Annotated in this window: 10 protein-coding genes; 4 read left to right on the forward strand and 6 right to left on the reverse strand. The window is 71.4% G+C overall.

All coding sequences use genetic code 11. The annotated features are described in order from the left end of the window. Positions 1-571: 571 nt before the first annotated feature. From HDC36_RS02355 to ptsP, 4 genes are all read right to left on the reverse strand, one after another. Positions 572-1,837, reverse strand: coding sequence for a carbohydrate porin (locus HDC36_RS02355; RefSeq protein ID WP_179564103.1), 1,266 nt, complete (start codon positions 1,835-1,837; stop codon positions 572-574). A 92-nt stretch (positions 1,838-1,929) separates the two neighbouring features. Continuing rightward, positions 1,930-3,651 (reverse strand): fructose-specific PTS transporter subunit EIIC, encoded by a 1,722-nt coding sequence (locus HDC36_RS02360; protein WP_179564105.1) that lies wholly within the window; start codon positions 3,649-3,651, stop codon positions 1,930-1,932. A gap of 97 nt (positions 3,652-3,748) precedes the next feature. Continuing rightward, on the reverse strand, positions 3,749-4,702 hold the full coding sequence (locus tag HDC36_RS02365; protein ID WP_179564107.1) for a 1-phosphofructokinase family hexose kinase: 954 nt from the start codon (positions 4,700-4,702) through the stop codon (positions 3,749-3,751). Then, on the reverse strand, positions 4,699-7,209 hold the full coding sequence (ptsP, locus tag HDC36_RS02370) for a phosphoenolpyruvate--protein phosphotransferase (RefSeq protein ID WP_343204311.1): 2,511 nt from the start codon (positions 7,207-7,209) through the stop codon (positions 4,699-4,701). The genes HDC36_RS02365 and ptsP overlap by 4 nt, the downstream gene beginning before the upstream one ends. Before the next feature lie 167 nt (positions 7,210-7,376). On the opposite strand from ptsP, the gene HDC36_RS02375 reads away from it, so the two are divergent. Continuing rightward, complete coding sequence (locus HDC36_RS02375; protein WP_179564111.1) at positions 7,377-8,357, forward strand: LacI family DNA-binding transcriptional regulator; 981 nt, start codon at positions 7,377-7,379, stop codon at positions 8,355-8,357. 134 nt (positions 8,358-8,491) lie between these two features. Here the strand turns inward: HDC36_RS02375 and HDC36_RS02380 are convergent, their stop codons facing one another. Both HDC36_RS02380 and HDC36_RS02385 read right to left on the reverse strand, forming a co-directional pair. After that, positions 8,492-8,668 carry a hypothetical protein gene (locus tag HDC36_RS02380; RefSeq protein WP_179564113.1) on the reverse strand — a complete coding sequence of 59 codons (177 nt, stop codon included), beginning with the start codon at positions 8,666-8,668 and terminating at the stop codon, positions 8,492-8,494. Positions 8,669-8,684: 16 nt separating this feature from the next. Continuing rightward, entirely contained in the window at positions 8,685-9,008 is a 324-nt protein-coding gene (locus HDC36_RS02385; protein ID WP_179564115.1) for a transposase, read from the reverse strand. Between the two features lie 311 nt (positions 9,009-9,319). Here HDC36_RS02385 and HDC36_RS02390 point away from each other — a divergent pair, with 311 nt between their 5' ends. From HDC36_RS02390 to HDC36_RS02400, 3 genes are all read left to right on the forward strand, one after another. Further along, positions 9,320-10,612: a nucleotide sugar dehydrogenase gene (locus HDC36_RS02390; protein ID WP_179564117.1), complete on the forward strand. Its 1,293-nt coding sequence runs from the start codon at positions 9,320-9,322 to the stop codon at positions 10,610-10,612. A gap of 126 nt (positions 10,613-10,738) precedes the next feature. After that, on the forward strand, positions 10,739-12,364 hold the full coding sequence (locus HDC36_RS02395; RefSeq protein WP_179564119.1) for an FMN-binding glutamate synthase family protein: 1,626 nt from the start codon (positions 10,739-10,741) through the stop codon (positions 12,362-12,364). Next, on the forward strand, positions 12,361-12,888 hold the full coding sequence (locus tag HDC36_RS02400) for a GNAT family N-acetyltransferase (protein WP_179564120.1): 528 nt from the start codon (positions 12,361-12,363) through the stop codon (positions 12,886-12,888). The genes HDC36_RS02395 and HDC36_RS02400 overlap by 4 nt, the downstream gene beginning before the upstream one ends. Positions 12,889-13,094 lie beyond the last annotated feature (206 nt).

Genomic DNA, 13,094 nt, shown 5'->3' on the forward strand with positions numbered 1-13,094 from the left:
ATTCTGACGGCACGACACGGCATCGACCGATCGCGCCGGCACGTGGCCACAGGCATCCTGTGTCTGTCGGCAACGTCATCGCTCCCGCGCCAGGGATGCGCGCTTGCACGGAATCGAACGGATCTCGATTCGCCGGCCACCTGATTTCGTTCCCGCATGCGCCGACGGACCGGCGCGCGTGCATGCGAGCGGAGTGACACGGACGGAACGCACGACGCCCCGGCATGCCGGGGCGTCGTGCGTTTGGGTTTGGGTGCATGTTGCTTGGCCGCGCGCCTGCGCGGAATACCGGCCGAGCGGTGACGTTCGCGTGGCGCCGATGCAGAAATCGGCGTCGCCTGGACGCTGCTGCGGACTGTCGGTGCATCCGTTCCCGGGCCGTCCTCGACCTCGCGAGATCCGCCGGACCGCTGCTTCGTCAACCAGGCAGGATCGCCGCTAGCGCGGTCGCTTCGATCCTGCCGCCCGGCATCGCGGAGATCCGCTGCCGAGCCCTGCGGAAACGCCGCCGCCTGCAAATGCCGCCATCAGCATCCGCGGGCGCGACGAATCCCCAATCCCCAATCCCGGCCTACAACGCCCAATCCACGCGCATGCCGGCGACCAGCGCATTCGGCAGGTCGCGGGTCCGCGACGGGTCGTTGAACTGGTCCGGATGCACGATGTAGTGCAGGTTCGGCGCGATGCGCAGCTGCGGGGTGACCTGGATGCCGTAGCTCAGTTCCATCATGTACTGCGAGCTGTGCGGGGTGCCGCTGCCGCCGGCCGCGGCGCGCGCCAGGCGCAGGTCTTCCAGCGCGTCGTCGCTGTAGCGCTGCTGGGTGACGACGAAGGCGATGTTGTCCTGCTCGCGGCTGGCGAAGGTGCCGCGCTGGACCAGGCCCAGCTCCAGGAAGTGGTCTTCGATCAGCTGCCCGGAGGTGCCCTTGAGCACCGAGCCGAACAGCACCAGCCCGCGCGCGCTGTCGGCGTCGGGGCGGGTGACCTGCTGCTCGAAGCGGAAGAACGCGCCGGAGCGGCCGTTGCGGGTGGCGTAGTCCAGCCCGCTGAGCCGCGCCGGGTTGCCGTTGCGGTCGGTCAGCGGGTCGGTGTAGTCGGAGTTGTCCTGCCAGCCGCCCAGTTCGTACATCGCCGGGAAGCGCACGCTGGCCGCCTCGGTCTTGTAGCCGATCGCGTAGGGCACGATCACCCCGGTGCGGTCGCGGGTGCTCCAGTTCAGGCCGTGCTCGCCGTCCTCGGCCTGGGTCGGATTGACCTCGTAGGCGCCGACGTGCACGTACACGGTCGGGGTCACCCAGGCCTTGGCGTGCGCGGCCCAGCTGGACACCGGCCAGTAGGTGAAGTTGCTGGTGCGGAACACGAAGGTCGGGTTGCCGCAGGCCGAGTTGCCCTGGAAGTAGCCGCACAGGTCCGAGCCGAGGAAATGGATGTTGGCCACGCTGCGGCCGGCCTCCAGTTCCAGGCGGTCGTCGAACAGCTTCTGCGCGATGGTGAAGTTGGCCAGGCGCGTACCCTGGCCGCCGTAGATTTCCTGCACCGAGGTGCTGTTGCCGATGTCGCTGTTGGCCAGGTTGGTGCCGTGGCGGTTGATCGCATAGACCTTCAGCGTGGCGCCGTTCCAGCCCATCAGCCGCTGCAGGTCGACGTCGGTGCCGAGCATCAGCTGGCCGGCGTAGGCGCTGCCCTGTTCCTTGCCGCCGTCCAGCGAGACCGCGGCCTCGCCGGTGTAGGCGAGCTTTAGCTTGAACGCGTCGCTGGCGTCCTGGGCGTGGGCCAGCGGGGCGAGCGCGAGCGCCAGGGCGGTGAGCGACAGGCGCCGGGTGAGGGGGAGGGACATGGCAGAGACTCCTGGGGTGTGATGGAGGCCGGCGCGCCGCCGTGGGCGACGGGGGAGGGGACATCGCCCCCGGCAGCGCGTCGGCGCAGGACTTATTCGGCGACCGGCTTCTTCAGCACGCGCAGCGCCAGCGCGGTCAGCACGGTGCCGGCGAGCAGCGCGATCAGGTACATGCCCAGATGGGTCACCGCGTTGGGGATCGGCAGCACGAACACGCCGCCGTGCGGCACCTTCAGTTCGGCACCGGCCGCCATCGAGATCGCGCCGGCCAGCGCCGAGCCCAGCATCAGCGCCGGGATGGTGCGCAGCGGGTCGCGCGCCGCATACGGGATCGCGCCTTCGGTGACGAAGGCCAGGCCGAGCACGCCGGTGGCGGCGCTGGTGCCGCGCTCCTCGCGGGTGAAGCGGTTGCGGAACACCCAGGTCGCCAGCGCGATGCCCAGCGGCGGGGTCATGCCGGCGACCATCGCCGCGGCCATCGGCGTGTACACCTGGCTGGCGATCAGGCCGGTGGAGAACGCATAGGCGGCCTTGTTGACCGGCCCGCCCATGTCGAAGGCCATCATCGCGCCGAGCAGCAGGCCCAGCAGCACCGCGCTGCTGCCCTGCATGCCGCGCAGCCAGTCGGTGAGCCAGGCCAGCGCTTCGGCGACCGGCTGGCCGACCACGTACAGCATGGTCAGGCCGACCAGCAGGGTGCCCAGCACCGGCAGGATCAGCACCGGCTTGAGCCCTTCCAGCGTGCGCGGCAGCTTGATCGCGCGGTTCAGTGCGGCCACGCCGTAGCCGGCGATGAAGCCGGCGAAGATGCCGCCGATGAAGCCGGCGCCGAGGTTGGCCGCGACCATGCCGCCGATCATGCCGGGGGCGATGCCGGGGCGGTCGGCGATGGAGTAGGCGATGTAGCCGGCCAGCGCCGGCACCATCAGGGTGAAGCCGGCCTTGGCGCCGATCTGGAACAGCGACCAGGCCAGGGTGCCCTTGTGCGCGTCGTCGAAGGCGTAGATGCCGCCCAGCGCGAACGCCAGCGCGATCAGCAGGCCGCCGGCGGTGACGAACGGCAGCATGAACGACACGCCGGTCATCAGGTGCTTGTACGGACCGGCCGATTTGCCGCGTTCGCTGCTCGCGGTTGCGGCGCCGTTGCCGCTGGCCACGTGCACGCCGGCCTCGGCCAGCGCCTTGCGGATCAGTCCGGGACCGTCGTTGATCGCCGGCTTGGTGCCGCTCTTGAACAGGCGCTTGCCGCCGAAGCGGGACAGGTCCACTTCGCGGTCGGCGGCGATCAGCACCAGGTCGGCGTCGGCGATTTCGGCGTCGCTGAGCGTGTCCTGCGCGCCGACCGAGCCTTGCGTCTCGACCCGGATCTGGTGGCCCAGGGTCTTGGCCGCCTGCTGCAGGCCTTCGGCGGCCATGAAGGTGTGGGCGATGCCGGTGGGGCAGGAGGTCACGGCGACGATGCGCTTGGGACCGTCCGTCTGCGTGGCCGCGCCGGCGGTCGTTGCCGGCGCGGCAGCGGCCAGCAGCGGCGCGAGCACGCCGTCGGCGTCGTCGAGCACCGCATCCAGGCTGGCGCGCAGCGGCGCGGCGCCGGCGAAGCGCGCCGCATCGGCATCGCCGTCGCCGACCAGCAGCAGCGGATAGCCGCTGCCGGCCGCGGCCAGGTCCAGCGGCGCGATCACGCCCTGCGGCGTGCGCACCTCGGCGTGCACTACCGCGCCGCGTGCGCTGGCCGCATGGCGCAAGGCTTCGGCAGCGAGGACGGCTTCGGTGCTGCGCTCGCCGGCGACGATCACCACGAAGATAGGATTCATGCTTGCTCCCGATGGACGCAGGGGGACGCCGCGCGCGATGGCGGCGGCGTGCGGTTCGATGACATGCGGTTCGAACACATGCGGTTCGACGTGGGGTTCATTGCAGCGACTCGATGCGGACCGCGGCGGCGATGCCGTCGACCTGGTCGCGCGGCAGCCGGCGCGCGGCGCCGCTGCCGAGCGTGGCCACGGCGAAGGCGGTGGCCTGGCGCGCGCAGGTCGCCAGGTCGGCCTCGGCGAGCAGCGCCGCGACCAGGCCGGCGACCATCGCATCGCCGGCACCGACGCTGCTGCCGCCGGCCAGCTGCGGCGGCCGCGCCAGCAGCGCCTGCTCGCCGCGCACGAACAGCGCGCCGTCGGTGCCCAGCGACACCACCACCAGGGCGATGCCGCTGGCCAGCAGCGCGTGGGTGGCCGCCAATAGTTCGGCGGTCGCGCGCAACGGCGTGCCGGCCCAGTCCTCCAGTTCGTGGCGGTTTGGCTTGATCGCGAACGGCAGCTGCGCGCGCGGTGCGGCCAGCGCTTCGCGCAGCGGCGCGCCGCTGGTGTCCAGCAACACCCGCGCGCCGGCGGCGGCGGCCTGCGCCTGCAGCACGCGCCAGCTGTCGTCGGCCAGGCCGGCCGGCAGGCTGCCGGTCAGCACCACCGGCAGGCCCGGACGCAGCAGCGGGGCCAGGCGCGCGCCGACCGCGTGCAGCTCGGCCGCGGCCAGCGGCAGGCCGGGCAGGTTGATGTCGGTGGTGTCGCCGCTGTCGGCGGCGACCAGCTTGAGATTGGTGCGGGTGTCGCCGGGCACGCGCAGGCAGCGGTCGTCGATGCCGCGCGCGGCGAACAGGGTCTCGAACAGGTGCGCGTTGCCGGCACCGAGCACGCCGAGCGCGGCCGTGGCGACGCCGGCGTCGGCCAGGCAGGCGGCGACGTTGATGCCCTTGCCGCCGGCGATGGCGTGCGCGCTGCTGGCGCGATGCACCTGGCCGGGCTGCAGCCGCTCGATCGCCACGGTCAGGTCGATCGCCGGGTTCAGGCTGACGCTGACGGCCTGCACGCTCATGCGCCGGCTCCGTCCAGCGCGCGCACGTCGGCCGCGCTTTCGCAGTCCAGCGCCCGCTGCGCCAGCGCCTGCAGCGCATCCAGGCGGCTGCCGCGCAGGCGCGCCTTCACCGCCGGCACGTCGTTGGGGGTCATCGACAGTTCGTGCACGCCCAGCCCGGTCAGCAGCGCCGCGCCGAACGCATCGCCGGCCAGGCCGCCGCACACGCCGACCCAGCGCCCGTGGCGCGCGGCGCCTTCGACCGTGGTGCGGATCAGGCGCAGCACCGCCGGGTGCAGGCTGTCGGCCTCGGCGGCCAGGTCCGGGTTCTGCCGGTCGATCGCCAGCGTGTACTGGGTCAGGTCGTTGGTGCCGATCGAGAAGAAGTCGGCATGCCGCGCCAGCGCGTCGGCCTGGATCGCCGCCGCCGGCACTTCGATCATGATCCCCAGCGGCACCTCCGGCGCGTCCAGCTCGGCGCGCAGGCGTTCGCACTCGGCGCGCAGCGCGACGATCTCCGCCGCCGAGGTGATCATCGGGAACATGATCGCCAGCTTGGCGCCGTCCCTGGCCGCGCGGTACAGCGCGCGCAGCTGCGGTTGCAGCAGGTCGGCGCGGCGCAGCAGCAGGCGCGCGCCGCGCACGCCGAGGAACGGGTTGTCCTCGCGCGGCAGGTTCAGGTGCGCGACCTGCTTGTCGCCGCCGATGTCCAGCGCGCGCACGATCAGCGAACGCCCGTCCAGCGCCTTGGCCATCGCCATGTAGGTGTCGTACTGCTCGTCCTCGCTCGGCGTGCTGCCGCGCTCCAGGAACAGGAATTCGGTGCGCATCAGGCCGACGCTCTCGGCGCCCTGCGCCAGCGCCATCGGCACCTGCTCGGGCAGGTTGACGTTGGCGCCGATCTCCACGCGGTGGCCGTCCTGGGTCTGCGCCGGCTGGTTGCGCTGCTCGGCCTCGCGCTCGCGCAGCTGGCGTTGTTCCTCGATGTAGGCGCGGGCCGAGGCCAGGTCGTCCTCCGACGGCGCCAGGTACAGGCGGCCGCTGCTGCCGTCGACGATGACGGTGGCGCCGTCGTCCAGGTCGAGCAGGTCGGCACCGCCGGCGACCAGCGCCGGCAGGCCCAGGGTGCGCGACAGGATCGCGGTATGCGAGGTCGGCCCGCCCAGCGCGGTGGCCAGGCCGAGCACGCGGCTGGTGTCCAGGTGCGCGGTGTCCGACGGCGACAGGTCGCTGGCGAGCAGGATGCACGGACGGTCGGGCAGGTGCTCCAGGCTGCCGCTGGCCAGGCTCGGGTCGATCTGGGTCAGCACCCGACGGCCGACGTCGCGCAGGTCGCTGGCGCGTCCGGCCAGCACCGCATTGCCCAGCGCCGACAGTTTGTTGGCCATGCGCTCGACCGCCTGCTGCCAGGACCAGGCCACGCCGTGGCCTTCGACCATCAGCTGGCAGGCCAGGGTGATCAGGTCGGTGTCGTTGAGCAGTTCGGCCTGGGCGCGGAAGATCGCCGCATCGCCGGCACCGAGCCGGCGCCGGGTGTCGTCCTCGATCGCCTGCAGTTGCTGGCGGGTGCGCAGCAAGGCGTCGTGCAGCAGCGCGCCGCCGTCGCTGAGCGGCACCGGCGCGTCCGGCACCGGGCCGTCGTTGCCGGCCAGCTTGTGCACCACGCCGATCGCCAGCCCGGGGCTGGCGCCGATGCCGACGATGGCCGGTTGCGCCTGCGGCGGGGTCCAGCCGCTGACCGGGGCGGCACGGCGCTGCGCCGCGGCCTGCGCGTCGGCTTTCTCCTGTGCGGTGAGGCCGTCGATGACGCTGCGCAGCCGCGCCAGCGCGGCGGCGGCGTCCTGGCCTTCGGCCGAGATGGTCACCGTGTCGCCGGCATGCAGGCCCAGCTGCAGCAGCGACACCAGGTTCTTGGCATCGCCGGTCTGCTCGCCGGCGCGCACCTGGATCCTGGCGGCGAAACCGCGCGCGGTCTCCACCCAGCGCGTCGCGGGGCGCGCATGCAGGCCGGTGGGGTAGGCGACAGTCCATTCGAAGCGCTCGCCGAGATCGGCGACCGGAGCGCCGCTCGCCGCGATGGCCGGATCCTGGCTCAGCGCGTCGACGATCGCCTGCGGGTCGTCGCTGGCGAACAGCGCGTCCAGCCGCGGCTGGTCCTGGATCAGCCGGGTCAGGCGCCGCAGCAAGGTGATGTGGGTATCGGACTGCGCGGCGATGGCGACCACCAGATGGGTGGTCTGGCCGGGATTCCACTCCACGCCGTCGCGGATCTGCAGCACCGCGATGCCGTCGCGCTGGACCAGGTGGCGGTCCTCGCCGGTGCAGTGCGGGATCGCCACGCCGTGGCCGAGGAAGGTGTTGGCCAGGGCTTCGCGGCGCAGCATGCTGGCCGCGTAGGCGGGCGGCACGCAACCGGCGGCGACCAGCAGCTGCGCGGCCTGGGCGATGGCGTCGGCCTTGTCGCGGACCTGGACGTTGACGCGGACCAGTTCGCTGGCGACCAATACGGGGGGATTCGTCTGGGTCACGCGGGGCATCCTTCGAGGGCCTGGGGCGGCGAGTGGGCGCAGTGTGGGAACGTTCCCACTGCCGCGTCAATGTGCACTGCACAATTTATTCGGGAAAACCCGGTGCTACTATCGAATTTGGCCACTTGGAAGGGGGTTGCAGTGGGAATTTTGCGGGAACGTTGCCAGTGACGGTCAGCATCCATGACGTGGCGCGGGTGGCCGGGGTCTCGACTTCGACCGTATCGCGGGCGCTGGGCCAGGGCCCGGTCAGCGAGGATGTGCGGGCGCGGGTCGAGGCGGCGGTGCGCGAGACCGGCTACCGGCCGAACCTGATGGCGCGGCGGCTGCGTTCGCAGCATTCGGGGATCGTCGGGCTGATCGTGGCCGACATCCGCAACCCGTTCTTCACTGCGGCGATCGGCGCGGTCGAGGAGGTGGCCTACCGCGCCGGGATGCGGGTGATCCTGTGCAACACCGACGAGGATCCGCAGCGCGAGGCGCTGTACCTGCAGCTGATGCAGGAAGAACGGGTCAGCGGCCTGATCTTCGCGCCGACCCGCACCACCCAGAGCCAGTTGCCGAAGTTGAACTTCGACTATCCGGTGGTGCTGCTCGACCGTGCCGGCAAGGCCGGCGTGCACGACAGCGTGGTGCTGGACAATGCCGCGGCGATGGCGAGCTTGATCGAGCACCTGGCCGAGCGCGGCTTGCGCCGCATCGGCGGGCTGTTCGGCAAGACCAGCAGCACCGCCGCCGAGCGCCGCGACGGCTATCTGGCGGCGATGCAGGCGCACGGCCTGGCGCCGAGCTACCGCGAGGTGGCGCCTAGCGCGGAGGCGGCAACCGCCGAGGTGCAGGCGTGGCTGGCGCAACCCGAGCGTCCGGAGGCGCTGGTGGCCAGCAACAGCCTGTTGCTGATGGGCGCGCTGAAGGCCGCGCGCGGCGCCGGCCTGCGCATTCCGCAGGACCTGGCGCTGGCCGGCTTCGACAACGAGAGCTGGACCGACCTGGTCGAGCCGGGCATCACCGTGATCGAACAGCCGGTGGAGGACATGGGCCGCACCGCGATGTCATTGCTGCTGGAACGGCTGAATGCGCCGACCCTGCCGATGCGCAAGGTGGTGCTGAGCGGACGCTGCATCGTGCGCGGGTCCAGCCTGCGCTGAGGGCATGGCGTCGCAGGGGGAGCCGAGGGACGGACGCTGGCGCGGTAGCCCGAGCGTCGGCGAGCGCGCCGCAGCGCGATGCCCGATGCGTGAGTCTGGAATCGCCGGCGCTGTGACGCCGGCGGTGTGTCTGCCTACTCGCTGCCGTCCGGCCGCGGGTAGTCGTGTTCCGGATCGGCGTGGTCGCGTTCGGGGTCGCTGTCCGGCTGGTCGCGGTCCTTCCACTTCGCCGCGTCGTTGCGCAGCTTGTCGGGCGTGTGGCCGCGCTGCTGCGGACTGTCCGCGTTCTCGCGATTGGGTGGGTTGGACATGGGCGTGCCTCCAGGGTCAGGCGGGGACAGGGGCAGGATCTGGCTGGGTATCGCGCCGCTCGGAACCGTCGAGCCTGGCCCAGCAGGCCAGCACGAAGGCTTCGGCATCGTTCCAGGCGATGCGCGGCCACGGATGTTCGGCGTCGTAGCGCTGGCGCAGGCGCTGCATGCGCACCTCGTTGGACTCGCGCGGCAGCTGCAGAAACACATCGCAGGCCATCTTGATCAGACGCGCATGCTCGCTGAAGGACTGCGGCCCCAGCTTGCCTTCCCCGTGCAGCACCTTCCAATGCGCCAGTTCGGCTTCGACATCCACGAGCAGGCACGGAGCGTGGCTCACGGCAGGATCTCCTGTAGTAGTAATGAGGGGGTTGTTCTGGGAACTGCGGGGAGGCGCTTGGCCAGACTAGGGCGTAAGGCGTAAACGCCAGGTCACATCGGCGTCGCGGCCGTGGCAAGAACCGCGACAGGCTGGCGAGACGGTGTGTGCGATGGGCCAATGATAGGCACGTCGTACGTGAAGGCAGTGCCCGCTTGGAGCGTGCCGCCGCGCCGCTTACCATGGCCGTGGGTCCGCGCCGCGGACATCCGCACTTCCGCGACCACCCGCATCGACGGCGCACGCCGCCGCTGCGCCCTGAAAGGAACGGCATGCCCGTCGATATCGTGTTCGATCCCGCGCAACTGCGCATCGCCGTCATCGGCCTGGGTTATGTCGGCCTGCCGCTGGCGGTGGCGTTCGGCGCGCGCTACGACACGCTCGGCTACGACATCGACGCGCAGCGCGTGGCGCAGTTGCGCGACGGCCACGACCAGACCCTGGAAATGGAACCGGACGAACTGCGTGCCGGCGTGCACCTGCGCTACAGCGACGATGCCGCCGCGCTGCGCGACCGCAACGTCTATGTCGTCACCGTGCCGACCCCGATCGACGCCTACGAGCAGCCCGACCTGCAGCCGTTGCGCCAGGCCAGCGAACTGCTCGCCGGCGTGCTCAAGCGTGGCGACCTGGTGATCTACGAGTCCACGGTGTATCCGGGCACCACCGAAGAGGTGTGCGTGCCGTTGCTGGAACAAGGCTCGGGCCTGCGTTTCAACGAGGACTTCCACTGCGGCTACAGCCCGGAGCGGGTCAACCCGGGCGACCGCCAGCGGCGCCTGGCCGACATCCGCAAGATCACCTCCGGCTCAAGCGCCGCGGCCGCCGAGGCGGTCGATGCGCTGTACGCGAGCATCATCGACGCCGGCACCTGGCGCGCGCCGTCGATCCGCGTGGCCGAGGCGGCGAAGGTGGTCGAGAACATCCAGCGCGACGTCAACATCGCCTTGGTCAACGAGCTGGCGCTGATCTTCGACCGCCTCGGCATCGATACCCAGGACGTGCTGGAAGCGGCCGGCACCAAGTGGAACTTCCTGCCGTTCCGTCCCGGGCTGGTCGGCGGCCACTGCATCGGCGTGGATCCGTACTACCTGCTGCACAAGTCCGAGAGCATGGGCTACCACCCGGACCTGATCCACACCGCGCGCCAGGTCAACAACCGGGTCGGCGCGCACGTCGCCGCGCGGGTGCAGGCGCTGCTGGCGGACAAGGGCGTGGCCATGGCCGCGGCCACGATCCTGGTGCTCGGCGTCACCTTCAAGGAAAACTGCCCGGACCTGCGCAACAGCCGCGCGCTGGAGCTGGTGCAGGCGCTGGCCGCCAGCGGCGCGCGGGTCGATGCCTGCGACCCGTGGGCCGAGCCGCAGCTGGCGCGCGAACATGGCGGCGTGGAACTGCTGCCGGCGCCGGTCGCCGGCCGCTACGACGCGGTGGTGCTGGCGGTGGCGCACGACGAATACCGCGGCTTCGATGCCGCGCGGATTCGCGCGCTGGGCACGCCGAACCTGGTGGTCTACGACGTCAAGTCGGTGTGGCCGCGCGAGGCGGTGGACGACCGGCTGTAGCCGAAAGCGCCGCACGCTGTGCACCACCAAGCTGTACGCCGCCCAAGCGGGCGGTAGGCCGCGCCAGCGCCATTGCCGGCCTGCACCGCCTACACTCGCTGCCTTCCGAATCTCGCGAGGAACGCGATGCACCGCTACCTAGCCTATGTCGCCAGCTGCGTGCTGCTGGCGCTGTCCATCGCCCTGTGCGCGATCTGGCCGCTGTGGGGCTGGGGCGTGGCCGCCTTCGCGGTCCTGGCCCTGCTGGGCACCTGGGACCTGCTGCAGACGCGCAGCACGCTGCGCCGCAACTATCCGATCCTGGCGCATTTCCGCTATGGGCTGGAATCGGTCGGCCCGGAGATGCGCCAGTATTTCCTGCAGAGCGACATCGAGGAGGCGCCGTTCTCGCGCCAGCAGCGCGCCCTGGTCTACCAGCGCGCCAAGAACGTCATGGACGTGGTGCCGTTCGGCACCCTGCGCAGCGCCTACGCCACCGACTACGAGTGGATCAACCACTCGCTGGCGACCAGCGAGATCACCCATCACGATTTCCGCGTCACCATCGGCGCCGGCTGCGCGCAGCCGTACTCGGCCAGCGTGTTCAACATCTCGGCGATGAGCTTCGGCGCGCTGTCGGCCAACGCCATCCGCGCGCTCAACGAGGGCGCGCGTCGCGGCGGCTTCTACCACGACACCGGCGAAGGCTCGATCTCGCCGTATCACCGCGAATGCGGCGGCGACCTGGTGTGGGAGATCGGCTCGGGCTACTTCGGCTGTCGCGATGCGGACGGGCGCTTCAGCGAGGAGCGTTTCGTCGCCAACGCCACGCTGGCGCAGGTGAAGATGATCGAGGTCAAGCTGTCGCAGGGCGCCAAGCCCGGCCACGGCGGGGTGCTGCCGGCGGCCAAGGTCAGCGCCGAGATCGCCGCCACCCGCGGCGTGGCGATGGGCCAGGACTGCGTGTCGCCGTCGCGGCATTCGGCGTTCTCCACGCCGCTGCAACTGCTGCAGTTCGTGGCCCGGCTGCGCGAGTTGTCCGGCGGCAAGCCGAGCGGCTTCAAGCTGGCGATCGGGCATCCGTGGGAGTGGTTCGCGATCGCCAAGGCGATGCAGGAAAGCGGGCTGTACCCGGATTTCATCGTCATCGACGGCGCCGAGGGCGGCACCGGCGCGGCGCCGGCCGAGTTCATCGACCATGTCGGCGTGCCGATGCACGAGGCGCTGCTGCTGGTGCACAACACCCTGGTCGGGCTGGACATCCGCGACCGGATCAAGCTCGGCGCGGCCGGCAAGATCACCAGCGCGTTCGACATCGCGCGCACCCTGGCGCTGGGCGCGGACTGGTGCAACGCCGGGCGCGGCTTCATGTTCGCGCTGGGCTGCATCCAGTCGCTGAGCTGCCACAGCGACCGCTGCCCGACCGGCATCGCCACCCAGGACCAGCGCCGCTGGAAGCACCTGGATCCCACCGACAAGGCGGTGCGGGTGGAGCACTACCACGCCAACACCCTGCGCGCGCTGCGCGAACTGCTCAGCGCCGCCGGCCTGGCGGATCCGTCGCAACTGGGGCCGGAGCACATCCTGCGGCGCATCTCGCAGGTCGAGATCCGTTCGCTGGCCTCGCTGTACCGCTATCTGGAACCGGGCGAACTGCTGCGCGACGGCGTGCCCGACCACGCGGTGTTCCAGGAGTACTGGGCCGATGCGCGCAGCGATTCGTTCCAGCCGCCGGCGCGGATCCGCAGCCTGCGCGACAGCAAGTCGCGATGAGTGCCGCCGCGCCTCCGTCGGGCGCCGTCGCCTTGCGCGCGGCGCGGCACGCCGACATCGCCGCGATGTGGGCGCTGCGCACCCGCTGCGTGCGCCAGGTGTGCAGCACGCACTATCCGCCCGAGGTCATCGCGGCCTGGGCGTCGGCACCGGCGCCGGCGACGTATCCGCAGCTGATCGCCAGCGGCGGCGCGGTGCTCGCCGAGGACGCCGGCGGTCGCCTGCTCGGCTTCGGCGTGGCCGATCTGGCCGGCAGCGAGATCGACGGCCTGTTCGTCGATCCCGACGTGCGCGGCAGCGGACTGGGGCGACGCCTGCTGCAGGCGCTCGAAGCCAAACTGGTGCCCGGCGCGCGCATCCACCTGGCCGCCGCACTCAACGCGGTCGCGTTCTATCGGGCCCAGGGCTACGCGGTGCTGCAGCAGGGCAGCTATGCGCATCCCAGCGGCATCGCGCTGGCCTGCGTGTACATGGAAAAGCACCACGCACAGACGCAGGCAGGCACGCCGCAAGCCGCCGTCTAGCGGCGCCTGCGGCGGCTGCCTGGAGCGGCGCGGCGGCCGGCCCGGGGCGTGACGCCCCCGGCCACCCCGCTGCGCAGGCACTGCTTGCGCCGCAGCACGTCACCTGCCGCGACACCCGCGCTGCGCGCCGAATGCGTGGTGCACGTCGCCAACCGCGATCGTGCGACTGCCATCGTCGCCCGCGGCCAGTTATCGTGACCGGCTCC

The sequence above is a fragment of the Xanthomonas sp. JAI131 genome (assembly GCF_013410075.1).
GTDB lineage: Bacteria > Pseudomonadota > Gammaproteobacteria > Xanthomonadales > Xanthomonadaceae > Xanthomonas_A > Xanthomonas_A bonasiae.

What these genes read in the sequence shown, in the direction of transcription:
- HDC36_RS02395 (WP_179564119.1), top strand. Translation starts at nt 10,739, where the DNA reads ATGCACCGCTACCTAGCCTATGTCGCCAGCTGCGTGCTGCTGGCGCTG.
- HDC36_RS02360 (WP_179564105.1), bottom strand. Translation starts at nt 3,651, where the DNA reads ATGAATCCTATCTTCGTGGTGATCGTCGCCGGCGAGCGCAGCACCGAA.
- HDC36_RS02355 (WP_179564103.1), bottom strand. Translation starts at nt 1,837, where the DNA reads ATGTCCCTCCCCCTCACCCGGCGCCTGTCGCTCACCGCCCTGGCGCTC.
- HDC36_RS02400 (WP_179564120.1), top strand. Translation starts at nt 12,361, where the DNA reads ATGAGTGCCGCCGCGCCTCCGTCGGGCGCCGTCGCCTTGCGCGCGGCG.
- HDC36_RS02390 (WP_179564117.1), top strand. Translation starts at nt 9,320, where the DNA reads ATGCCCGTCGATATCGTGTTCGATCCCGCGCAACTGCGCATCGCCGTC.
- HDC36_RS02365 (WP_179564107.1), bottom strand. Translation starts at nt 4,702, where the DNA reads ATGAGCGTGCAGGCCGTCAGCGTCAGCCTGAACCCGGCGATCGACCTG.
- HDC36_RS02380 (WP_179564113.1), bottom strand. Translation starts at nt 8,668, where the DNA reads ATGTCCAACCCACCCAATCGCGAGAACGCGGACAGTCCGCAGCAGCGC.